The 25,133-nt window shown below is 36.4% G+C and carries 18 protein-coding genes and 1 pseudogene; 9 read left to right on the top strand and 10 right to left on the bottom strand.

The features are described 5' to 3' along the window. Nucleotides 1-30: 30 nt before the first annotated feature. From MKY46_RS03365 to MKY46_RS03350, 4 genes are all read right to left on the bottom strand, one after another. Nucleotides 31-873 carry a DegV family protein gene (locus MKY46_RS03365; RefSeq protein ID WP_036121098.1) on the bottom strand — a complete coding sequence of 281 codons (843 nt, stop codon included), beginning with the start codon at nt 871-873 and terminating at the stop codon, nt 31-33. A 227-nt stretch (nt 874-1,100) separates the two neighbouring features. Further along, the gene (locus tag MKY46_RS03360; protein WP_036121101.1) at nt 1,101-1,652 is read right to left on the bottom strand and encodes a DUF3225 domain-containing protein; all 552 of its coding nucleotides are present in this window, start codon (nt 1,650-1,652) and stop codon (nt 1,101-1,103) included. A gap of 294 nt (nt 1,653-1,946) precedes the next feature. Next, the gene (locus MKY46_RS03355) at nt 1,947-2,621 is read right to left on the bottom strand and encodes a response regulator transcription factor (protein WP_036121104.1); all 675 of its coding nucleotides are present in this window, start codon (nt 2,619-2,621) and stop codon (nt 1,947-1,949) included. A gap of 34 nt (nt 2,622-2,655) precedes the next feature. After that, nucleotides 2,656-3,804 carry a sensor histidine kinase gene (locus tag MKY46_RS03350; protein WP_036121108.1) on the bottom strand — a complete coding sequence of 383 codons (1,149 nt, stop codon included), beginning with the start codon at nt 3,802-3,804 and terminating at the stop codon, nt 2,656-2,658. A gap of 165 nt (nt 3,805-3,969) precedes the next feature. Between MKY46_RS03350 and MKY46_RS03345 the strand changes: the two genes are divergently transcribed. Together MKY46_RS03345 and MKY46_RS03340 are read left to right on the top strand one after the other, a co-directional pair. Then, the gene (locus tag MKY46_RS03345) at nt 3,970-4,605 is read left to right on the top strand and encodes a YigZ family protein (RefSeq protein ID WP_036121111.1); all 636 of its coding nucleotides are present in this window, start codon (nt 3,970-3,972) and stop codon (nt 4,603-4,605) included. Between the two features lie 148 nt (nt 4,606-4,753). Next, nucleotides 4,754-5,809 carry an LCP family protein gene (locus MKY46_RS03340; RefSeq protein WP_036121114.1) on the top strand — a complete coding sequence of 352 codons (1,056 nt, stop codon included), beginning with the start codon at nt 4,754-4,756 and terminating at the stop codon, nt 5,807-5,809. A 186-nt stretch (nt 5,810-5,995) separates the two neighbouring features. Here MKY46_RS03340 and MKY46_RS03335 read toward each other — a convergent pair. Both MKY46_RS03335 and MKY46_RS03330 read right to left on the bottom strand, forming a co-directional pair. Continuing rightward, nucleotides 5,996-6,288: pseudogene (locus MKY46_RS03335) on the bottom strand (transposase); the annotation flags it as partial. A gap of 315 nt (nt 6,289-6,603) precedes the next feature. Beyond that, complete coding sequence (locus tag MKY46_RS03330; protein ID WP_036121117.1) at nt 6,604-7,671, bottom strand: glycosyltransferase family 4 protein; 1,068 nt, start codon at nt 7,669-7,671, stop codon at nt 6,604-6,606. 225 nt (nt 7,672-7,896) lie between these two features. Between MKY46_RS03330 and secA2 the strand changes: the two genes are divergently transcribed. Beyond that, nucleotides 7,897-10,260, top strand: coding sequence for an accessory Sec system translocase SecA2 (gene secA2, locus MKY46_RS03325; RefSeq protein WP_036121120.1), 2,364 nt, complete (start codon nt 7,897-7,899; stop codon nt 10,258-10,260). Next, a complete protein-coding gene (locus MKY46_RS03320; RefSeq protein WP_036121124.1) occupies nt 10,260-11,156 on the top strand; it encodes an accessory Sec system S-layer assembly protein in 897 nt (298 codons plus the stop codon). Before secA2 ends, MKY46_RS03320 begins: the two co-directional genes overlap by 1 nt. An 87-nt stretch (nt 11,157-11,243) precedes the next feature. Here the strand turns inward: MKY46_RS03320 and MKY46_RS03315 are convergent, their stop codons facing one another. Further along, on the bottom strand, nt 11,244-12,137 hold the full coding sequence (locus MKY46_RS03315) for a C40 family peptidase (protein ID WP_036121127.1): 894 nt from the start codon (nt 12,135-12,137) through the stop codon (nt 11,244-11,246). Between the two features lie 250 nt (nt 12,138-12,387). On the opposite strand from MKY46_RS03315, the gene brnQ reads away from it, so the two are divergent. Together brnQ and MKY46_RS03305 are read left to right on the top strand one after the other, a co-directional pair. After that, complete coding sequence (gene brnQ / locus MKY46_RS03310) at nt 12,388-13,719, top strand: branched-chain amino acid transport system II carrier protein (RefSeq protein WP_036121130.1); 1,332 nt, start codon at nt 12,388-12,390, stop codon at nt 13,717-13,719. Between the two features lie 188 nt (nt 13,720-13,907). After that, the gene (locus tag MKY46_RS03305; RefSeq protein ID WP_036121132.1) at nt 13,908-15,275 is read left to right on the top strand and encodes a S41 family peptidase; all 1,368 of its coding nucleotides are present in this window, start codon (nt 13,908-13,910) and stop codon (nt 15,273-15,275) included. 43 nt (nt 15,276-15,318) lie between these two features. Here MKY46_RS03305 and MKY46_RS03300 read toward each other — a convergent pair whose 3' ends face one another. After that, nucleotides 15,319-15,918: a TetR/AcrR family transcriptional regulator gene (locus MKY46_RS03300; protein WP_036121135.1), complete on the bottom strand. Its 600-nt coding sequence runs from the start codon at nt 15,916-15,918 to the stop codon at nt 15,319-15,321. A gap of 544 nt (nt 15,919-16,462) precedes the next feature. On the opposite strand from MKY46_RS03300, the gene MKY46_RS03295 reads away from it, so the two are divergent. Next, nucleotides 16,463-17,437, top strand: a complete 975-nt coding sequence (locus tag MKY46_RS03295; RefSeq protein WP_036121138.1) for a proline dehydrogenase family protein — start codon at nt 16,463-16,465, stop codon at nt 17,435-17,437. 137 nt (nt 17,438-17,574) lie between these two features. Here MKY46_RS03295 and MKY46_RS03290 read toward each other — a convergent pair whose 3' ends face one another. Next, complete coding sequence (locus tag MKY46_RS03290; RefSeq protein WP_036121141.1) at nt 17,575-18,912, bottom strand: helix-turn-helix domain-containing protein; 1,338 nt, start codon at nt 18,910-18,912, stop codon at nt 17,575-17,577. A 180-nt stretch (nt 18,913-19,092) separates the two neighbouring features. On the opposite strand from MKY46_RS03290, the gene pruA reads away from it, so the two are divergent. Together pruA and MKY46_RS03280 are read left to right on the top strand one after the other, a co-directional pair. After that, nucleotides 19,093-20,637, top strand: a complete 1,545-nt coding sequence (gene pruA / locus MKY46_RS03285; RefSeq protein ID WP_036119871.1) for an L-glutamate gamma-semialdehyde dehydrogenase — start codon at nt 19,093-19,095, stop codon at nt 20,635-20,637. A gap of 263 nt (nt 20,638-20,900) precedes the next feature. After that, the gene (locus tag MKY46_RS03280) at nt 20,901-22,874 is read left to right on the top strand and encodes an S-layer homology domain-containing protein (protein WP_036124277.1); all 1,974 of its coding nucleotides are present in this window, start codon (nt 20,901-20,903) and stop codon (nt 22,872-22,874) included. A gap of 135 nt (nt 22,875-23,009) precedes the next feature. Here the strand turns inward: MKY46_RS03280 and MKY46_RS03275 are convergent, their stop codons facing one another. Next, the gene (locus tag MKY46_RS03275) at nt 23,010-24,920 is read right to left on the bottom strand and encodes an N-acetylmuramoyl-L-alanine amidase (protein ID WP_036124280.1); all 1,911 of its coding nucleotides are present in this window, start codon (nt 24,918-24,920) and stop codon (nt 23,010-23,012) included. Nucleotides 24,921-25,133 lie beyond the last annotated feature (213 nt).

Raw genomic sequence — 25,133 nt, 5'->3', positions numbered from 1 at the left:
CTTTGCTGTAGAGACCTTCTCATAGAAATTTTATTTTTTTGTCCAGCCTAAGCCCATCGATCCTTCACCTAAATGTGTGCCGATGACAGGGCCGAAATAGCTTAATTTAAAACTTACGTTCGGGTACGCTTCTGCTAATTGCTCTAGCCATTCCTGTGCCTCTGCTTGGCAATTGCCATGTATGACAACAGCGTCCACAGCTTCATACTTTCTCGCATCCTCTGCTAGCAATTCCTCCGCACGTTTTAATGCTTTTTTACGTGTTCGGATTTTTTCAAAAGGCACAATCACCTTGTCTACAAAATGTAGAACAGGCTTTACTTGTAATAAACCGCCGATCAAGGCTGCCGCAGAAGACAAACGCCCACCACGTTGTAAATGAGCTAAGTCGTCTACAATGAAGTAAGCACGGATATACTGCTGCATGTCCGCTAATGCCGCCAGTATGTCTTGCGCTGAATGGCCCTCTTTCGCCATTTCAGCAGCTTTTAAAACATAAAAGCCCTGAACCGCACAGGAAATTTCACTGTCAAAGGCATGCACTTTTATGCCTTCTACCATTTCACCTGCCTGTACTGCCCCTTGATATGTTCCACTAATACCACTTGATAAATGGATCGAAATAACCTCGTCATAATCCTTCGCTAGCTCGTCAAAGAGAGCAACAAATTCTCCGATTGGAGGCTGTGTTGTTTTTGGGAATTCTTTTGCTCCACGCACCTTATCGTAAAACTCAGATGCTGTGATGTCTACTTCTTCTGCAAATAGTTCACCTGAGATATTAACACTTAAAGGTATCATGTGAATGTTTAAGCGTGCACGTTCCTCAGCTGAAAGATATGCAGTACTATCTGTTACGATTGCCGTCCTCATCCATGTCCACTCTCCTATGATTCTTAGTTTACAATCTATTTCTTCTTGGTGCAATTGTTGTTGTTTGTTCGCTGTCGCACAGGATACGGAATGAAAACAAAAAGAAATGAATGTAAAATGAATGACGAACGTGAGATTCACGTTTTCGTTATTCATTTCGCATTCATTTTCTATGTATAGTAGGCGTATCTTCACTCAATTCTTATATTGAATGAAGATAGCTCCTGTTAGTTGCCTGTACTAGACTGTGAGTCATCACCAATATAAAAGACACTTGTAACCTTCCAATCATCGTCTTCCTTCACAAAGACTGTTACTTGACGTCCTGCACTTTCGTGTTCAACATTTGTCTCAATCTGAAGAGAGTGCATTTTCATGTTGGCAAATACCTGAGCCTCTTCTGGTTCATATTTAGCAATCGTTACGTTTTCTACATCACGCTTAATATCAAATTGATCGAATACTTCTGTTGCATATGTTTTTTCTTCATCGTATTTAAAACCCTTTGGATTTTTCGAGATTGTCTTCATATAACGCTCGATTTCTTCAGCATTTAATGCAGCAATATACTCATCGAAAGATGCTAAAATTGCCTTTTCATCTGCTGCTGGCACATTTTCAGCTTTTTCCACGTTACCACCCATCATCTCAAAGCCTACTGTACCATCTTCTATTACTTTTTCTCGATCCTCGTCACTCATCTTCTCTTCTTTATTACCACATGCAGTTAAAGTTAATACGAATAAGATTAACACTGCTAGAAAACTTTTCTTTAACATCAAAAAACCTCCCGCGCATATTGTAGCATATAAATGCTGTAGTAGGAATTTTGTTGTGCTTTTTCAACATTTAGGTGCTACATCTTTCTTATGACGCATTTGCTTGTAAAATGTTGCACGTTCTGTTAGTTTTCATGTTTATACGTATAAACAGTCCCGTTTAGCAATGTTACAAAATTGTGAATAGCCTCTTCATGATTTCGTAAACCTTTATAAATAATTACCAAAAAACAATAAAAAACTGTTTTAAAAACTACTTCAATAGAAAGTAGCCTTTAAAAACAGTTTTAGCACTTATCGTACTTCCACCCAACCATTTTTAATGGCTGTTACAACAGCTTGTGTACGGTCATTAACATTCATTTTTTGTAGAATACTTGAAACGTGGTTTTTAACCGTTTTTTCAGAGATAAACAATGTCTCACCAATTGTACGGTTTGATTGACCATCTGTTAATAGCTGTAATACTTCACATTCACGTTTAGTTAATAAATGGAATGGACGACGAATTTCTGTTTGGTGGAAGTTCCCTTTATTTTCGTGTTCAGACAGGCGTTTGAACTCAGCTACTAGGTTTTTTGTTACTTTTGGATGTAAATAAGATCCACCATTAGCAACGACTTTGATCGCTTCAACGATTTCATCGGCATCCATCTCTTTTAACATATAGCCAAGAGCACCTGATTTTAATGCATGTGTCACATATGTTTCATCATCATGGATCGACAGCATAATCACTTTCGCATCAGGAAAATCATTGATTAACTCTGACGTTGCTTCTACTCCATTTTTACCTGGCATGTTAATATCCATTAATACAACATCTGGTTCGTTTTCAGCATATAACGTAACCACGTCAGTACCATCATCACCTTCAGCTACTACATCAAACGTATCTTCAAAATCTAAAATGCGTTTTACTCCTTCGCGGAATAGCTGGTGATCGTCTACAATTATAATCTTTGTCATTTGTCTTTACCCCCTAAATTTCTGCAACATTGCATCACTCTACTTCTAACGGTATTTTAAATAAAACCGTTGTCCCTCGATTGATTTCACTAGTAATCGTGATTGTACCATTTAAAATTTCGATACGTTCTTTCATTCCTAAAATCCCAAAGGAATGGTCTTTCACTACTTGTGGATCAAAGCCAATGCCATCATCTTTCACAACGATATTGACAGCTTCTTTTAACCACTCAAGCTTTACCCAAATGTCTTTACATTTTCCATGCTTCATGGCATTTGTTACGCATTCCTGCACTAATCGGAAAATGGATACCTCATAATTTGAAGGTATACGTTTTTCTGTACTTCTCGATTGGAAATGAACTTCAACACCTGGATTATATTCAGTTACTGTCGATAAATACTTCTTTAATGTCGGAACAATTCCCAAATCATCAAGTGCCATTGGTCGTAGATCATAAATAATACGTCGCACCTCAGATAAAGCATTTCGCACCGTTTTCTTTAAATCAGCAATTTCAGCCAATGCATTTTCAATACCCTTTTCACGATACGTTCTATCTATTAAATCAGTGCGCATTAGTACATTTGCAAGCATTTGAGCAGGTCCATCATGAATCTCTCTTGATAAACGCTTACGCTCTTCTTCTTGAGCTGCAATAATACGTATCCCAAAATCTTGCTTCATTTTTGCTTGTTCAAGCGCTAAACCAACATTTTTTAAATCTGAAGTTAAGTAATTCAAAATGACATTTACCTGATTGACAATATGATCAGCACGTTCAATCGTATCGAGTAATCCTCTTAATCTTCTCTCTAGATCATCTCTTTTATCGCGTAGCTGTTTTTCTTGCGTTCTAATAACGGAGAGCTTTACCTGGAAATCATGTGCAGTTTCATATGCTTCTCTAACTTGTTCTTCGGTATAATTATCAAAAGCTTTACTTACTAATACAAGTCTTTGCTTAGCAAGCTGCGTACTTTTTTCCAGAGCATCGCCTTCATCAATTACAATTGATATTTGTTTTCGAACAATTTCCAGCTCTTTTTGCATATCTTCAAAGCTTCTTCGGCTTTGTTCACTTATAATAAAGATGTCATCCTTTGAGCTCATGATTGTATCTAACATTCGATTGAAAATGTCATCAAGCGACTTTAAATCGAAGGTATCATTTGAAAACATAGTATACTCCCCAGTCTAATGTCTTATGATTACTCACTATTTTAATAGACCAATTTCATATATTCCATAGTCTACACCCATTATAGCATTACCATGCTAAAATTTAATGCTTTTTCTACACGAAAATTATAGAATAGAACTCTAATTAAAAGGAGATTGATACGGATGAGAGAAAACTATTTAACAGTAAAAGGATATGGTGAAAGCGAAATTGTTATTTCCAAATCCCGCTTTCTCACTTATATAGAACGTGCAGAAACGGAAGAGGATGCAATTTCCTTTATAGATCGTATAAAAAAAATGCATCATAATGCAACACATAACTGCTCAGCCTATATTATTGGTGAGCATGATCATATTCAAAAAGCGAATGATGACGGGGAACCTAGTGGTACGGCTGGCGTCCCTATGTTAGAGGTCTTAAAAAAACAAGGCTTAAAAGATACGGTCGTCGTAGTTACTCGCTATTTTGGAGGTATTAAGCTCGGTGGTGGTGGTCTCATTCGTGCTTACGGGAAAGCGACAACAGAGGGTCTCATTGCTGCACAAGTAGTTGAACGTAAACTTCATCATTTCATGAAGGTAGCCATTGATTACACATGGCTAGGGAAAGTCGAAAATGAAATAAGAGGTTCATCTTACTCTTTAGAGGAAATACGGTATTTAGAGGGTGTCGAAATCATTACTTCTGTGTTAAAAGAGGAAGAAGAGCAGTTCCGAAATTGGATTACAGAAATCACAAATGGACAAGCTTCCATTACATTCGAAGATGCTCAATTTATAGAATTTATTGTCAAATAAATAGTTTTAATTGTCGAAACTAAATATGCATAGTATAATTTTTTTGTTAGGCTATTTTTATTGACCATTCGTTTGCTTTATTGTAATTGAATAAAATTTAGCTTTATCGCATTATTATTCCCAATAATTAGAGGAGAATATATCTAATATGAAAAAAAGATCTGTTAAACCGTACAAAAAAAGATCTTCTAAAGCTTCCTTAATTATAAAAGTTACACTACTATTAGTTGCCAGCTTGGTGATTTGTGTAACGGCTTATGGTGTTTACCTTACAAAACAGGTAGAGCATGCTGCAAACTCAGCATACGAGGAATTAGAAGGTCGACAGGTTTCTACTCAGCGAGAAGAAAAAGTAGAGCCAGTACATGATAATGTATCTATTTTATTTGTCGGGGTTGATGATAGTGATAATCGTGGACAGGGTTCTGAAAACTCACGTTCCGATGCACTTATTTTAGCTACGTTAAATAACAAAACACATACAATTAAAATGTTAAGTATTCCTCGTGATTCTTACGTTTATATTCCTAAGGTTGGTTATAAAGATAAAATTACTCATGCTCATGCAATGGGTGGAACACTTACTACTATCGAAACAGTAGAACAACTATTTGACATTCCAATCGACTATTATGTGCGTATGAACTTCAATGCCTTCATTGACGTTGTCGATGCACTCGGTGGTATTGAAGCAGAGGTACCTTATGCTTTACACGAATTAGATGAATTTGATAAATTCACAATCAATTTACAGCCAGGCTTACAGCATTTAAACGGTAGTGAGGCTCTTGCCCTTGCAAGAACACGTAAGCAAGATAGTGATATTGAGCGTGGTAAACGTCAACAAGAAATTCTTTCAGCTATTATCAAAAAAGTTGCTTCTGTTGGTTCCATCACAAAGTATGATGATGTCATTAAAGCCCTTGGTGATAACATGAAAACAGATATGACATTCACTGAAATGAAATCCTTCATATCTTACTTATCAAAAGGTGCTCCACGTATCGACTCTTTAACATTGGATGGTACAGATGACATGTCTACTGGTATTTATTATTATCAGTTAAATCAGGATTCTGTAGATGAAGTGAAGGAAATCTTCAATAACCATCTTGGACGAAATGAAAGTTCATCAAGCCTAACAAGTGGCAATACTTCAGGAACAGACAGTGCTGCAAGCGATGATAATTCAGCCGTTGAATAACCAGTAATGACTTTCCAAAGCCCTTAGACAAGCCATCTTGTCTAGGGGCTTTTTATATTACTTCCCCAAAGATTAAACTGCTCTTTTCATTTACCCTGTCATGAACTAGTTAAACAAGCCTATTTTAGCTTTCCTCCCTTTCCATTTCCTATACATTATAATGGTAATGTCCGTCAGTAATGTGGTTCACTCAAAGTTGCTATTTATGCTTATCAATAAGAAAGACATTGAGAAGCGCTCTTTTAAGCTATACATCCAAGTAGCCAGTTTCTTTGGCAGCAAAAGTAAGCCTCACCTGCATGAACAATGTTTTTAGATCTCTTAAGGTTTTTCCATCACAATCCATGCTTTTGCTTCGCGTCCGCAAAGACACATTCAATCGTCTCTTTGCGCTTTGCATAAATTGGTTTGCTGTCATAGGAATGTCGTAAATGTTCAGCTTCCTCTAAATATAATTCCCAAATATGGTGTTGAATGAGTTATTTTCTGTACATTGTGATGCATGGTTATATTGGCAATACGCCATATTCGTTGCGATTTCTTTCATTTTCGTACTAAATGCTTCTTAGGTACTTATTAATCGATCGTTAACATCTCTAATCGTTCACGATGAAGTATTTTATGTAGAAGCTGATTGGTGCGAAGTAGTGGCAATAACAAAGCGAGGGAAGCAACTCGCCCCCGCCTTTAGCATCAATCGACGGTTTTAATAAAAAAAGACTGTAGATAATCTCAATTTTTTTGAGTTTATCTACAGTCTGAGCAATCATACAAAATGTATGATTGCTTTCGTTTTATTTACTGAAAATCCGTACAAAGTTTAATAATGGTCTATAGTTTTTACCTGCTAGCCCAATGACCTCAACAAAGATTTCAATGGCTGTTAAAATAACAGCTACAAGTAAAATAGCTCCCCATAATTTTGCCATAGAGAAGATGATCGCTGCTAATCCAAACATCATCGCGATGCCATAAATAATTAATACAGTTTGACGATGTGTAAAGCCCATATCCAGTAAACGGTGGTGTAAGTGAGATTTATCTGGATCAGACCATTTCTTCTTCATGCGTACACGACGAACAATCGCAAAGAATGTATCAGAAATCGGTACACCAAGAATAATAATTGGGATGATTAAAGCTACGAATGCAACATTTTTAAAACCAAGTAATGCCAACACGGAAATCATAAATCCGAGGAACAATGCCCCTGTATCACCCATAAAAATTTTCGCTGGGTGGAAATTATAAAATAAGAAACCAAGTGAAGCTACAGCTAAAATGGCTGCTAGCGCTAAAACAAACATATTGCTCATAATAAACGCCATGATTGCTAATGTAATGAGTGCAATTGTAGAAACACCTGCTGCTAGGCCATCTAAGCCATCAATTAAATTAATAGCATTTGTAACCCCAACAATCCAAATAATTGTTAATGGGATACTTAGTAAACCAAAGTCTAATGTACCTAAGAATGGTAAGTTAACCATTTCAATTTGAATTCCACCTACAAAAACAACAATTAGTGCGGCACCTAGCTGACCAATCATCTTTGCCTTGGCAGAAATCTCACGCATATCGTCAATAACACCAGTGGCAACGATAATACAAGCACCTATAATGATTGCTAACAAAGATTCGGGACTACCATGTTTAGTATGGATTAAAAATGAATATAAAATCGTCACACCAATTATAAACGCAAGGAAAATGGCTAAGCCGCCAAGTCTTGGCATAATTCGAGCATGTACTTTTCGGTAGTTTGGTGCATCAACAGCACCTATTCTAAACGCTAAACGTTTCACTAATGGAGTTAACAAAATGGATGCAACGAACGCTGCTATTAAAGACACGTAAAGCATGTCTCTCCTCCTCAAATAAATAATCTACATTGAAATCCAAATTGATTATAGCATGAACAAGCATTGAAATATACTTTTTCTAAACATTTTCCACGATTTCACAAATATTTTGTACATTTTAGCATTCATAGATTCCTATACAGTCAATTGTAGTCACCATTCGCAAAATTTGATAAAATAATGAAGTGTCTAGCATGTAGACAACTTTAAAGGAGCGTATATTTCATGTTCTCAATTTTCAAAAGTAACAAAGAGCAAACTAGTGCTCGTCAATTAAAGCGCTACTATAAAATAGTAGATCAAATTAATAATCTTGAAGAAACGTATGTTAACAAGTCAGATGCTGAATTAAGAGAAATGACTTTTATTTTCAAAAATCAATTAGAACAAGGTGAGCCTATTACATCAATCATCCCGGACGCCTTTGCAGTTGTACGCGAAGCCTCAAAGCGTGTATTAGGTATGCGTCATTTTGATGTACAGCTTATCGGTGGTCTTGTATTGACTGAAGGCAATATCGCTGAAATGCCTACAGGTGAAGGTAAAACACTCGTTGCTTCCCTTCCCTCTTATGTACGAGCATTAGAAGGTAAAGGCGTTCACGTTATCACAGTAAATGATTACCTTGCAAAACGAGACTATGAGTTAGTTGGTCAAATCCATCGGTTCCTTGGCTTAACTGTTGGTTTAAATGTACCGATGATGGAGCAAGATGAAAAAAAATTAGCTTACAACGCAGATATTACATACGGTGTTGGAACTGAATTCGGTTTCGATTACTTACGTGATAATATGGCCCATAGCTTAGCAGATAAGGTTCAACGACCATATCACTTTGCCATTATTGATGAAGTAGATAGTGTCCTGATTGATGAGGCCAAAACACCTCTCATTATCGCAGGTAAAATGGCATCGAATAACGAATTACATCAAATTGCTGCCATGCTAGCCAAACGTTTCAAAGTCGAGGAAGATTATGATTTTGATGAAGAAACAAAAGCTACTTCCTTAACAGACAAAGGTATTGAAAAGGTTGAGGCTGCCTTCAATATTGATAATCTGTATGATTTAGAACATCAAACACTTTTCCATTATGTGATTCAAGCAGTTCGTGCACACGTCATGTTTAAACGTGATGTAGATTACATCGTTAAAAACGACAAAATTGAGCTTGTTGATATGTTTACTGGCCGTATTTTAGAAGGTCGCTCACTCTCTGATGGCTTACATCAAGCAATTGAAGCCAAAGAGGGCGTTACCATCACGGATGAAAATAAATCAATGGCGCAAATTACAATTCAAAACTATTTCCGTATGTATCCGAGACTTTCTGGGATGACGGGTACAGCGAAAACACAGGAAAAGGAAATTCGAGAAGTGTACGGTATGGAAGTTGTGCAAATTCCAACCAACCGTCCACGTCAACGTGTCGATCAGCCTGATATTATTTTTAGCACCCAAGAGGCAAAATATAAATATGTTGCAGCTGAGACTAAAAAACGTCATGAAAAAGGTCAACCAATTCTCATTGGTACAACATCAATCTTACAGTCCGAAACGGTTGCTGATTATCTAAAAAAAGAAAAATTAACTTTCCAATTACTCAATGCAAAAACCGTAGAGCAAGAAGTAGAGCTTATTTCACAAGCAGGTCAAAAAGGTCGTATTACTGTAGCAACAAATATGGCTGGTCGTGGTACAGATATCGTGCTAGGGGAAGAAGTGCATGATCTTGGTGGTTTATATGTAATGGGTACAGAAAAGCATGAAAGTCGACGTGTAGATAATCAGTTACGTGGTCGTTCAGGTCGTCAAGGAGACATAGGCGAAAGCCGCTTCATTCTCTCTATTGAAGATGATATGTTCCGTCGTTACGCAAAAGAAGAAGTTGAAAAATTCTCTGCAAAAATGGTCACAGATGAAAATGGCATTATTCAAAACAAAGAGGTGCAGGAGCTTATAGATCGTACGCAGCGCATTGTGGAAGGTTCTCAATACGGCATGCGTGAATACAACTTAAAACTAGATGATGTTATTAATGATCAACGCACGGTTCTTTATGGATTACGTGACAAAATTTTAGCTGGTGAAGACTTAATGGGCGAGCTGAAAAAAATGCTACGTGAAACAGTTGATTTTGCTGTTCGTGATGCTGCACCAGAAGATGTTTCTTCTATCGAATGGGATTATGATCGTATGGAGCAAACATTAAACTCACTATTCATTACGCCTGTTACAATCGATCGTGAGGTCGGAAGAATTAAACAGATACTAGCAGATATCGAACCATCTGAACTAGAACTACTTAATAAAATCGAAAAATTCTCTGAAAATGAGCAAATACTTCAAGCTATCCCTCAAGTTATGCTTAGCTACATCGATAGTGGCTGGGTAAGACATTTGGAAGCCATGGCGCATTTAAAAGAAGGAATAGGCTTACGTCATTATCAACAAGAAGATCCGATGCGAATTTATCAACGTGAAGGACTGGAATTGTTCGGTAAAAATTTCCAAGAACTACGTCGTTCAATCATTATAGAAATTACAAGCTTCATGAAAACAATTGAAGCACAGCAGGAGGAACAATAATGGGCTTATTTTCATTCTTTAAAAAATCAGATAAAATCGTTCAAGAAAACACAATTGACTCAAAAGACTTGCTAGGTACTGTTTCTACAAATAAAGGTGAAAACCGTGATGTTGAAACAAAGCTTTCTTTCCATCCAGAATGGGACGTACCTCAGGAGCAAAAATATATCTTTAACTTCCTTGCTAATGAGCTAGAACCATTGAAACCAAATCAATTATCTCTATCTTCTATTAGTATTGAAGAAGGTCGTGGTGGAAAATGGTTAGTACGTGCATTTTTCCGTTCATCTTTACCACAAGCGATTGAGCTAGGTGAAATCGAACTATTCATTATGGATAAAAATGATGAGCTTGTAGCATCTAAAAAATTCGATTTTAAAGCACTTGGCACAATTCCAGCAGAAAGTGCTCGTCCATGGGTATTCGAATTTGACAAGTCTACCATCAAAGTTGATGAGGTTCCTGAAGAAGGCTGGAAAATTGCCTTTAACCTTGTTTCCCTTCGCGGACACCAATTAGAGCTTGATCCATCTTGGGAAAAGCAATTACCAGCAGCTCAAAAAGAGGAGCTTGAAAAAATCGTTAAAACATTACCAGAGCTAGGCGAAACAGAGGTAAACTTCACAGGTTTACAGGCAAAGCTAGCTGAAAATGGTAATTTAAATGTATCGATCTTTATCCGCAATGGCCACAATAAAGCAATTAATCTTGAACAATTGCCATTAGAAATTATTGATGCAACAGGCAAACAAATTGCCAAAGGCTCATTTAAAATGGACCCAATCTTAACTGTGCAACCAAACTCAACTAAGCCTTGGACATTTGTTTTCCCAGCAGAGCTTGTTGATGCAAATGATGCTGATCTCTCCCGTTGGACAGCGCGTGTTACACAATAACATCAAAACCCCCTTCTTTCGTTAAGAAGGGGGTTTGTTTATGTCATATAAAAAGTGATTTCTGCGTAAGCAAAAATCACTCCTTTTTTATTTCACACTATCAAAACGTTTATAAGCTACTAGTTTAGAAGACCAGTAAGTGTAAGTAACATCTGAAATTTCTACGCCATCTGTGCCCGCGTGGATGAATTTATTATCCCCAATATAAATGCCCATATGAGAAATACCTTCTTTATATGTATTTTCAAAGAAAACTAGATCTCCTGGTACTGGGTTTTCCACAAGTGTTGTGTTGCCATTAAAATACCCCTCACTACTTGTTCTTCCTATTTTTAATCCGCCTTGATTAAAGGCATAGAAAATAAATCCACTGCAGTCAAGACCCACTGGCGTATTACCACCGTATAGGTAGGGTGTCCCAACCAATGTATTTGCCACTTCAACTGTTTTTTTATAAATAGCTTGTCCATTTGCTGTAGGATCTTTATCTGTCACTTTGGATGGTGTGCCCGTATCTGAAGTCACATTATTATGTATAGATTCGCCCCCGGGTTTCACGGCTCCTGAAGAAATCTTTAGTACTTGTCCAATGTAAATTATGTCTTTCTCAAGCTTGTTCCATTCCTGTATATCTTTAATTGACACATTATATTGCTTTGCAATTTTTGATAATGTGTCACCTTTCGCTACTGTATGAGAGCCAGCAGTAGGTTTGACAGATGTTGATGGGGTTGAAGGTTTTGTCCCCTCACTCGTTGTTTGCTTTTGAATTTCAAGCTTTTGAGCTACAAAAATCGTATCTTTCGATAGATTATTCCACTTCATAATATCCTCAATCGTAACTTGATGATGTTGCGCGATTTTGGATAAAGTATCGCCTTTTTGTACGGTGTAAGTTGCTGCTTCTGCTGTTTGTAGTGCTAAAAATGAAGTTGCGATAGTACTTAAAACAAGAATTCTCCATTTTTTTGTCTTTTGCATACCAAATTGCCTCCGTTCGTGCTAGAATATTTCCTTGTGTGTCTATCATACTAGATAACTGCTTCATGAAAAATCGGAAATACTGACTATTTTTCAAACATTTTAGTAATCCTATAGAATACGACAAAATCCGACTATATTGCAATAATATATTCATTGCCAGATTCTTGTTCCTATGATAACATACACTTCTGTATTTAAAATTTTTAGAAAGTTTTATCTTTTCAATCTTAAAGGAGTTTTTATACTTATGAAAAACATCTTGCATTTCATCAAAGGAAATTTAGCAGTAGGATTGCTATTATTTGCCTTATTCTTGGGTGCTGGGAATATTATTTTTCCACCGTTATTAGGTCAACAAGCAGGTGAAAATATCACAGTTGCTATGATCGGTTTCTTAATAACAGGTGTCGGTTTACCACTATTAGCTATCGTTGCTGTCGCCAAAGCAGGAGGCGATTTACAGCTGCTTGCCAATCGTGTTAGCCCTGCTTTTGGCGTAATCTTTACATCCATTGTTTATTTAGCCATTGGACCGTTCTTCGCTGTACCGCGAACTGGATCTGTGTCCTATGAAATAGGGATTGCACCGTTCCTTCCTGAAGCGATGAAGGGGCATTGGGCGCCGCTTTTAATCACATCTATTTTATTTTTCGCCCTAATTCTTTATCTCTCTATTAACCCTTCGAAGCTTGTCGATCGAGTAGGAAAAATCTTAACACCTGCCCTGCTTCTAGTTATTTTATTGCTCGCTGTCAAAAGCTTTATCTCTCCAATGGGAGAACCAGGGGAAGCAGCAGGAAAATATATTAGCTCTCCTTTTGCTGAAGGCTTTGTACAAGGGTACTTAACAATGGATGTTCTAAGTGCACTTGTTTTCGGTATCGTTATTTTACAAGCTTTACGTGATATGGGCATGACAGATAAGAAAAAGCAAGTTAATACGACGATTTTTGCTGGTGTGGTTGCAGCTATAGGTTTATCTTTTGTTTATATCTCACTCGGTCATATTGGGAATACAAGTATCACTGCAATTGGTGCCTCTGCCAATGGCGGAGATATTATTGCAAAATCAGCGGAAGTGCTTTTTGGTAGTTTTGGAAGTATTATTTTGTCTGCTACTATTTTACTAGCTTGTATATCAACGGCTGTCGGTTTATTAACTGCTAATGCCCAATATTTCCACAAGCTCTTCCCAAAAATCTCGTACAAGACTTTTTTGATTGTCTTCACTATTATTAGTGCAGCTATTACAAATGTTGGTCTTTCAACGATTATTAGTGCATCTTTACCTGTACTGTTAATCATTTATCCACTGGCAATGGTATTGATGGTATTATCATTAGCGGATCATTTCTTTAAAGGTGGACAAATTGTTTATATTTTAGCACTCATTCCAACTTTCCTTGTTAGCCTTTATGGTGGCTTAAAAGAAATGAAAGTGGAAATTGCGCCGTATGAAAACATGCTAAAAGCATTGCCTCTGTATGAGCAAAATTTAGGATGGCTTTTACCAGCCATAGTTGGCGCATTCATTGGCATTATGATTCATAAGCTAACTAATTACGCCTCAGCGAAATAAAAAAATAATTTATTGGAATCTGCTTGCTGTTCATAACAAGCAGATTCTTTTAACTTATTTAATCCCCCCACAATTCCTACAGCTCATGTATAATAAAAATAGAGACTCAATTGTAAAATGTATCCATCCATTAAAAGCCTAATGAGCATGGTGCATTCCTTTTTTGAGTTCTAGAAAAGAGGTGTCCAATGAAAAAATTAATATGGTCGTTTGTATTTGTTCTAGCCTTCTTTCTAATTCCTTTCACGGCTACTCATGCTGCAAGTAATGATCAACAGCTTATGAAGGAAATGAAGGAGATCATTAAAAATACTTATGTTGGAACAATCGATGGAAACTTAGAGAAAGCCACGTCCATCTCAGAAATCATGGAGATGCTTGATCCATATTCCACTTATTTTACAAAGCAAGAATTTGAGGATTATATGAATAGCATTAACCTATCAACAATTGGGATTGGTGTTATAATTGAAGAACACGAAGATGGGATTCATATTTTACAAGTAATTGAAGGTAGCGGCGCCTTTGAAGCTGGTATTAAGGCTGGAGATATCATCATTGCCGTTAATGATGAGTCTATTATTGGTCGCTCTACACAAGAAACCTCTTCCCTCTTAATCGGTAATGAAGGGACCCAAGTGAAGGTTACAATCAAGCATAGTAATGAAACGACAACAACTAAAACTATTACACGAAAAAAATTCACATTACCAAATGTACAATCTGAATTACTGTTTGGACATGTTGGCTATATTTCGTTGGCTTCCTTTTCTGAAGATGGCGCACAGCTTGTCAAAAAAGCGCTTATTGACTTAAAACAACGTGGTGCAACATCGTTCATTTTGGATTTACAAAATAATGGTGGGGGTTACGTGACAACAGCGGAAGAAATGACAGGATTATTCCCATCTGCTAAAATCGCCTATTTATTAGAGGAAGCACACGCCTCCTACACGATACCAGCAGTTCACCAAGACACAAAGTTTCCTAAAAATACTCGTATTCTCGTGAATCGCTATAGTGCTAGTGCTTCTGAAATGCTCTCCGCCTCACTAAAAGACCAAAAGGCGGCTATATTATATGGTGAAACAACCTATGGAAAAGGTGCTATGCAAGGCTTTTATACCTTACATGATGGAAGTTATTTAAAGCTAACAGTCGGTAAATTTACAGGACCTGCTAGTCAGACTATTCACGAAGTAGGGGTTAAGCCAAATATACAAACAACATCAGCCCCTATTTTCCAAGCACATTTTGATGCTCTAAAGGAACAGTATCCAAAATATAGAAAGTTATCCACTGCAAAGAATACTGTAACAAAAGAAAAAGTAAGTGTGAAAATCCCTGCAGTTCTTTCTTCACAAATTGCTAAAGGTCACGTTCAACTAGTTGCTTTAGGGGCAAATGAAGTATCTATGACTGCTAAAGTTGAAGGGCAAACACTTGTCGTTACCCCAGCAAAACCTTTAATAGCAGATCAAGAATATATGCTACTTATTCATGCAAATAGCAAGAGTCAAAAAGGCTACTATCAGCATATAAAAATAAATCAGTAAAAAATCCTCTCATCGATAGACATTTTATCGATGAGAGGATTTTTTATATCGTTTCTTTTGTTTTCCCAAAATATAATTGTATAATATCATTTGCCAGATCAGCAGGTAATCTTTTTTGCTCTAATAAATAAATTATGATGAGTCGCTCCATTGATCCGACTAAGCTGTCTATCATTATTTTCATATCCACACTATACATCTGCAAATCTTTGTCGCAATCATGAAGATAAATTAGGTGGATAATTTGCTGTGTCAGTTGTGTTTTCACTATATGGGATTGCTCTGATTCGATAAAACCGATTTTTGTCAATTTGGGATTTTCCGTAATATAAACGAACAAGTTTAATAACTTTTGCTCTAACAGTGTGACAAATCCTATTAAGCCGTTTTCAACAATTTCAGTTGATTGACTTTCCAGCGCTTCCAAAAATCCACTTTGGAATTGTATATTTAAATCATTATAAAGGGCATCCTTGCTTTTAAAATACAGATAAAAAGTAGGCTGTGTTACATTGGCAGCCTTTACAATGTCACTAATTTTTGTCTGATAATAACCTTTATCAGAAAATAGCTCTATCGCTTTTTCAAGTAATATTTGTTTGCTTCGCTCTCCATTTGAATTAAATTTTCTGCCTCTTGCCATACTTTCCACCTTATCTTAGTTTAAAGTAGTCATATTGCCTTCAGTATTACAAATCAAAAGTAACTATATCTTCACAAATTGTACATATTTTATCCATGATTATACACCATTCTATTATAATACACCCACTTTTTTTTTACTATGAACTACTATTAATATGATATTTATAATGGAAATAAAAAAGTAATTATCTTAGAATTTCTTCTAAAGATAATTACTTTTAACATTATATTAAAATACTAAAAGGACTCAAAAATCAATTGAGCACCTTGGTGAAATATCAGAAAATTCCATCAACAATTACATACTTTGTGTCATACACATACCTTTCAACATAATTCAAAACTATTATTTTGAAAAGTCCCTTTTATTGAAAAAATTTTTTTTATTTGTTTTTTTCACTTTCAAAAGTCAATCAATACAATAGTTTTCTCCCCTTATCGCTTCTTCAAAAAAATTTTTTCTAAAAATCTAGCCATTTTACTTTTCAAAAAAAGTGTTATAATCGCCAAGAATTTAAAATTTTCAATTTTGGAGGCATATGATGGTATTACGTGATTTTTTCATTTACTTATCAGAAAACAAATTATTAAATAGCGCTGCACAAAAATATGGTCTAAAAATGGGTGCTCAAAGTGTAGTTGCTGGAACAAGCTTACCTGAAGTTGTGCAATCGATTAGAGAATTAAACAATGCTAATATTTCATGTACAGTCGATAATCTAGGCGAATTCGTCTACGAAAAATCAGAAGCAACAGCTGCAAAAAATAATATTTTAGCTGTTGTTCAAGCTATTCATGATGAAAAGCTTGATGCTCACATCTCCCTTAAACCTTCTCAATTAGGTTTAGATATTGATTATGCATTTTGCTACGAAAACTTAAAAGAAATCGTGGCTCTGGCACATCAATATAACATTTTCGTAAATTTCGATATGGAAAACTACGAACGTTTACACAGCTCTTTTGAATTATTAGAGGAACTACACAAAGAGTTTGATAACGTAGGTACAGTTATTCAAGCTTACTTCTTCGAGTCAGAAGAAAATATTGAGAAATACAAAAACTTCCGATTACGAATCGTTAAAGGTGCCTACAAAGAGCCAGAAAATGTAGCATATCAATCAAAAGGTGATATTGATCGCAACTATTTAAAACTAATCGAGTATCATTTATTACATGGTAAATTTACTTCGATTGCTACACATGACCATAATGTTATTAACCATGTAAAACAATTTGTGAAACAACATAATATTCCAAATGAAAAATTCGAATTCCAAATGCTATATGGTTTCCGTAAAGAAATGCAGCTAGATCTTGCACGTGAAGGCTTTAACTTCTGCACATACCTACCATTTGGTAACGATTGGTACGGTTACTTTATGCGCCGTTTAGCAGAACGCCCACAAAATGTGGCACTTGTGACAAAACAAGTGTTTAATAAAAAAACAAATATGGCAATCGGCTTAGGAGCTGCGGCATTTGCTCTTGGTCGCCTTTCAAAAAAAGGAAAATAATCATTACAAGCTAGATGCTATCCATCAGTTAGATAGTTCTATCCGTCACTTTTGGGAGTCTATCCATCAGTTAGATAGCTCTATCCATCAATTTAGTGATTCTATCCATCAAATCAACAATAAAAGCGAAAACATCGTTAATCAATGTTTTCGCTTTTTTTATTGAGCTTATAGTTTTTAACGCGATATTGTAAGCTTTGACGACGAATCCCCAATGCCGCAGCAGTTTTAGAAATATTCCCCTGATGAAAATCTAACGCCTTCGAAATATAGTACTCCTCTACCTCTTTCATGTAGACGTCTAACGGTCGGATATCCTGCTGATTTTTAATTACAAACAAGTCACTCGTAGATACTTCTTTTTCCGTTTCCTCACATGAGCTTTGGATTTTCCATTTGAAATGGACAGGCAACATATGTGACTCCACAATCATTTCATTGGTAATCAACGACGTAATTTCATCCAATAGAACTTCCAATTCCTTTAGATTACCTGGCCAATCATATTTTAAAAAGGTTTCACGCACTTCTTCTGAAAGCCCTTGAATCGATGAGCCAAAGCTATCACGATGCCGTTTGAAATAGTCATCGATAAAGGGCATGATATCCTCTTTTCTTTCTCGTAAAGGTGGTACATATATTGTGATGCCAGAAAAAAGTCGATACAGCTTTTTAGATAGCTCTTGCTTTTGAATTAAATCAATTGGGTCTTTGCCAACACTAGCGATTAGAACATGCTGATGATTTGGGTGATTATTAAAAAGCTCAACAATCTTTTCCTGTGCTTCAAGCGATAAATATTCGATACGCTCTGCAAAAAAAGTGATTTTTTCCTTTTCAATAATATATTTTTCAAATTGCTTTAAAACCGTTTTTTCGTCTCGACGGCAAATTAAAGCAATAAACATATCATTTTGAACCTTTAGATCATGATGAATTCCCTCAGCCACCATATCAATGCCTGTACCTGATTCCCCTATTAAGACAACAGGCATTCTACTTAGCGCTACAATCTTTGCTTTTTCAATAACATCCTTCATGACTGGTGATACAGCCGTGATAATGTCAAATGTCAATGGTGCGCCATATCTTCTTAATGGCTGATACATCATATATTCAAGCTGTGTAATATCTCGCGCAAATTCCACAGCCCCCACCAAAGCACCTTCATAGTGCAACGGATAAATATTGCTTATATAGGTCACTTCTTGATTTTTTTTATTCCAATACGTTTTTTTGATATTGTAAATGGGTGTTTCAGAGCTGAGGACTTTATAAATATCACTTTTTTCAATCTCAAAATCAATAATCTCTAAGGCTCGTCTTTCCTCAAACTCATCTTCGTTAACACCTTCTAATTCCCTCATTTTTTTATTATATATGAGCAACTTGCCATCCGTATCTACGACGCAAATTCCCATATCACCTTTTTCAATGACATATTTATAAATACTTTGTAGTACATTATTATCCATCTTGTCCTCCTGTATTCCATTAAGCTTATTCTAACACCAATACGAAAAACAGATGCAAAAATTGAAAAAGTTTTAAGATTTGAGTTGATTAATGCCAAATTATATTGCATTATATAATTATCACATTCTTAAAAGGTGCATAATCATTTGGCATCACTTATCCATGGGGAGGAAACTGACATGATTCCATACAAACACGAACCATTCACAGATTTTTCACAAGAGGCAAACTACAATGCTTATGTGGAGGCTTTAAATAAAGTTGAAGGTTACTTAGGTCAAGACTACCCACTAATTATTGGTGGCGAGCGCATTACAACAGAAGATAAAATCGTTTCGTACAATCCTGCAAAGAAAACAGAAGTGATCGGCCGTGTGTCAAAAGCAAGCAAAGAGTTAGCTGAAAAAGCGATGCAAGCAGCGGATGAAACATTCAAAACATGGAAAAAAGTTGACCCTGCGATTCGTGCTGACGTTTTGTTCAAAGCAGCAGCTATTATTCGTCGTCGTAAACATGAATTCTCTGCATTATTAACAAAAGAAGCAGGGAAACCATGGGCAGAGGCAGATGCAGATACAGCGGAAGCAATCGACTTCTTGGAATACTATGGTCGCCAAATGCTACGCATTAAAGGCGGTCAACCAGTAGAAAGCCGTCCAGGCGAATACAACCGTTATGACTATATTCCATTAGGAATCGGTATCGTTATTTCTCCTTGGAACTTCCCATTTGCGATCATGGCTGGTACAACAGTGGCCGCTTTAGTAACAGGGAACACAGTCTTATTAAAACCAGCTTCTACAACACCAGTAGTGGCGTATAAATTTATCGAAGTATTAGAAGAAGCAGGTCTTCCAGCAGGTGCCGTGAACTTCGTACCAGGTTCTGGTGCTGAAGTAGGCGACTACTTAGTCGATCATCCAAAAACACGCTTCATCAGCTTCACAGGTTCACGTGATGTTGGTTTACGTATCAACCAACGTGCTTCTGTATTAAATGATGGTCAAATTTGGATTAAACGTGTCATCGCTGAAATGGGCGGAAAAGATACAATCGTAGTTGATAAAGAAGCAGACTTAGAATTAGCTGCACAATCAATCGTCAAATCAGCATTTGGCTTCTCAGGTCAAAAATGTTCAGCCTGTTCTCGTGCAGTCATCGTAGAAGATGTATATGAGCAAGTTGTTAATCGTGTAGAAGAATTAACAAATGCTTTAACAGTTGGAGATCCAACAGATTTCAGCAACTTCATGGCAACAGTTATTGACCAAGCGGCATTCAACAAAATTACGGAATACATCGAAATCGGTAAAGGCGAAGGTCGTCTAGTGGCTGGTGGTACAGCAGATGATTCAGTTGGTTACTTCGTACAGCCAACTGTGTTCGCAGACGTAGAACCTTCTGCACGTATTATGAAAGAAGAAATCTTCGGGCCAGTGGTAGCAATCGCAAAAGCAAAAGATTTCGATCACGCTATTGAAATTGCGAACGATACAGAATACGGTTTAACAGGTGCAGTCATCACGAAAAACCGTGTGAACTTAGAAAAAGCACGTGAAGAATTCCATGTAGGAAACCTTTACTTCAACCGTGGCTGTACAGGTGCCATCGTTGGCTACCAACCATTTGGTGGCTTCAACATGTCAGGTACAGACTCAAAAGCAGGTGGACCAGACTACCTACAACTGCATATGCAAGCAAAAACAACTTCAGAAATGCTTTAATATTTTTCAAAAATGCCGTCCATTCCAAACAATGGGCGGCATTATTTTTTGGGCTAAACAGAAAACCACTATATAATAGAAGAAACTCATATGAATTTTGATTCACTCCCCCTCCCTTATTCCATACAAAATCTTTCTACAAAAACGAAAAGACTACTTATTTCCTAGAATTCGTTGGCATATTTTATGATATTTCTAACATTTGACCCTTAACTTGATTGTATAACTTTGTTAAAATGATATCAGTTTAGGAGGGTAAAACTATGAAAAAACGATCAATTTTTATGTTGCTTATGATGCTTATTAGTGTAGTCATTTGGCAACCCCAATCGGCCAATGCTGATGAGCTATCAGGCCATATGCACGAAAGTGGCTTGCGTTATTTAATCTCTAAAGATGCATTGATTAAAGATGCAAACGGCAGCTATCGTCCAAATGACACGGTTACACGCGGTGAATTTGCCACATACATAGCAAAAGCTTTAGATTTAGGTACAAAAAGCGACATGACGTTTACAGATGTCTCAGACACCTATTTATATGCAAATGAAATTAAGCTTGCCGCTACTGCTGGAATTATCACAGGGTATACAGATGGCTCTTTTAAGCCTGACGCACGCATTTCAAGAGAGCATATGGCAGTTATGCTAATTAGAGCGGTGGATTATTTAAAAATACCAAAAGGTACTTCTTCTATTACATTTAAAGACAATGCCACTATTTTTAAAGATTTCCGTCAGGATATTGCCATTGGTGCACAATTAGGACTGATTAAAGGAAGCTCTAATGGCATGTTTTTACCTAGAGACAATGCCACTATCGGTGAAGCTTCAACATTCATTCTACGTTTAATTCTTCTTGCCGATCAAATGGATACTGAGAATAACGAAAACAACGGAAACTCAGAGAATAATGGCAATAATAATGGAAACGCTGGTAACAACGAAAATACTGGGAATAACGGTAATACTACAGCATATATCATCAAAGAAATTTCAAATGGCAATCTAGTAGACAAGCAAAGCCTTCCTACCTTTGAAGCAGCTGAAAAAGCGATGACAAGTAATTCGTTAGTGATTACTCAAAATAATAAAATTATAAAAATGACTTCGGGTTATGTTGTAACGAATAATTACGTTGCACTGAACTCTGAAACAATTAAGGATCAAATCGCTGTTGCTGGTAATACAGAAATGGAGTATCTAGGCAGTGATGCCACACAAGTAAAAGTACGCTTAGCTGGTCATGTAGGCTATTTAAAACAGGCTGACGTTAGCTTAATTCCTTCTGCATTAGTGAAGGGACGTTCTTTCTATTCAAATGAAAATGGTGAAATCAAGCATACCCTATATGATTATAAAACGAATAAGTATTCCTCTAGTTACGTGTACGGTAAGGCTCCTAGCTTTATGAAGCAAGGCGAAAAATACTTTAGCTGGGATGGCATTAATTTTACAAATGCCAATGGTTCTTCAAAAGGAGAAGGCTATAATTACTATCAATTCCTACCCGCTCGTGCGACAACTCAATATACAGCAGAAGAGCTAGATCAATATATTTTGCAAAAATTAGCGGAAGTTGAAAGCTCAGGTGCTACCATTTATAAGGATGCAACAACAAAAAGTAAATTAATTGGCTTAGGCTCTGTGTTAAAGGAAGTAGAGGCAAATGCCCATATTAATGCTATGCTTATTTTATCTCTAGCACAGCATGAGAGTGCTTATGGTATGAGTGATCATGCACAAAACTTGAACAATCTATTTGGTTTATATGTCTATGACACAAACCCACTAAACAAAAAGTTTGATAGTGTTGGTGCAAACATTAATGAGCTTGTTGAAAGGTTCTTACAGCCAAATTATATTACACCAGGAGGACGTTATACGAATGGTGCAGTGGTTGGTTCTAAGGCTATCGGTTTCAATGTAAAATACGCTTCAGATCCATTCTGGGGCGCTAAAATTGCTGGACACTACTATCGTGCAGAAAAGGCTTTAGGCTTTAAAGATGCAAATAACCCTTATAAAATTGCCCTAACTACAACAGCTGGTCTAAATGTTCGTGCAGACGCATCAACAAGTCAAAGTCCATTGTTCACATTTAGCAAAAGTAATATGCCCGTCATTGTCACAGATACAGGAGCGAATGGTTGGTATCAAGTTGTTTCAGATAAATTACACACTGAACCTGCCTATATTAGTAAGGATTATATAAAATTCATCAATACCGTGAAATAATAGTAAATGGCTGCCTCCTAAGAAACGAGGCAGCCATTTTTTATAGATTTGTTTGTATTTTTCGAATGCGGGTATGTATAAAGTAAGAAAAACGATCCCAAAAGATAGCACCCCTTTGGAATCGTTCTTCAACTATTATTGTTTCTTATAATATTGCAAAATACCATTGTAAATAGATTCTGCAAATAATTTAACGTATTGATCATTCGTCATTTTATTGTGATCCTCTGTATTCGTTAAGAATCCTAGCTCCACTAAAATAGATGGAATGACCATGTTACGAATGACGTAGTATTGCTCTTGCTTCACACCACGGTTTTTCATATTTAAATTGTTAACAATTTGGTTATTCACAAATGTAGCTAAATCGATGTCCTCTTGATACATATCTCCTGTAGATATTGCATAATATGTTTCAGTACCCTGTGCTGACGCATTGGCAGCAGAGTTAACATGGACACTAACGAAAATCTCACCATAGTTTGCTTGTGTAAAATCTACACGATCTTGTAATGATGGATACGTATCACCAGTACGTGTCATATAAACTTTTGCACCAGCATTCTCTAGTAATTGCTTAACTTGTGTGCTGACTTTTAATGTAATGCTTTTTTCAGAAACAGAACCTTTTACAGTACCTGGATCTTTACCACCGTGACCTGGGTCTAGGATGATAATACGATTTTGTAAAGGCTTAGCTGTTTGATTTAATAGTTTTAAATAGGATTTATGAACATATCCTGTTTGACCATTATAGGTGATTTCTGCCCAATAACCATTAATGCTATTAACTTGGACATACTCTCCCTTGTTCAGCTTAAATAGCACTGGCGAAGTTGAGTTACCTTGACTACGTACATTTAGGTTAGCAACCGTTACCTTACCTAATACATCTCCAGAAGCTGGTGGTGTTGGATCCGGATTAGGTTTTACTTCTCCAGTAGCATCCGTAGTACTGTTTGCTACAATATAACCTGGCAAACCATTTACTTGTGTTAAATAATAGCCACCGATTGTTTTGTAAACTGGCAATTTTTCGTTGGCTTTAACTGATGAAATTACTTTTGCGGAAGATGTTGGCTTCACATATAAGTTTACAGCACCATTTGTCGTAACTTCTTTTTCGACTGCTCCTAGCTCATTGCCATCTGCATCTAAAAATTCAGTGTATTGCTTAAAAACATAGGCAAATGCCCCTTTATAAGTTACCTTTAACCAATTGCCTTCAACTGCATATACTGATAATTTACCGCCTGTATTGACTTTACCTACGATGTTAGTACTAGAAGAGGAATCCTTTGATTTACGGATGTTTAACCCCTCTGTAGTAACTTTTACTAAGCCAATCACTTGTGATGTATCTGGTACTTGTACACCTTTTACAGGTAGTTCTAAGCGATATTTTTCACTTTTTGCACGTGCAACGAATAAAGAAAATTGTGAACGTGTCACAGTACTATTTGGTAAATACTTATCACCCGTTCCGTTCGTAATACCATTATAATAGATGGTATTAATGTATTTCACATATTCATGTGTAATCGCTACGTCCGTAAATGGTGAGTCAATTCCCTCATACTCACTAGTATCTAAATTGAATGCCTTTGTTAATACATAACTCATTTCTCCACGAGTTAGAGGCTTATTTGGTAGGAATTCACCTTTTATATTTTTGTCGAAAAATCCTAATTGGACAGCACGCTCTATGTAACCTGACATTTCAGTGCCTACTGTAACATCTGAAAAGCTTGATTTATTAACAACTAATGGTTTGTTACCTGAAGCAACCACAACCATCTTAGCAGCTTGTCCTCTTGTTACATTGTTATTTGGGCCAAATACTCTTTTACCATTGACAAAGTATCCTTGAATAACACCTAAACTTACTAAATAATTGATTTCTTCATAGGCTGGGTGTGTTTTAGTGACATCTTCAAATGTTATATTTGAATTGGTAGCTGCACTGACACTTGCACTATGTATCGTAAACATAGAAGCCGAAATCAATAAGACGCACAAGATAAGACTAATTTTTTTGATGTTCAATGTCTTATTTCCTCCCTTCTTGTTCTCTTAACGTGTCCATTTTAACAAAATTAGCTAAATAATGCATCAGACAATAGAACTGTTAAAATTTAATTTTCCAAGTCACACCCTTTCCTACAAAATTATCATAAAAATAGAAGAGTCTGCGATTGCAAACCCTTCTTCCATTATACGCTATTCAAAAGATCAATTCTTGCAATCTATAACACAATT

Source organism: Lysinibacillus sp. FSL M8-0355 (assembly GCF_038008985.1).
GTDB lineage: Bacteria > Bacillota > Bacilli > Bacillales_A > Planococcaceae > Lysinibacillus > Lysinibacillus fusiformis_D.
The sequence above is the reverse complement of the archived record's forward strand: the minus strand, read 5'-3'. Positions and strand labels throughout refer to the sequence as shown.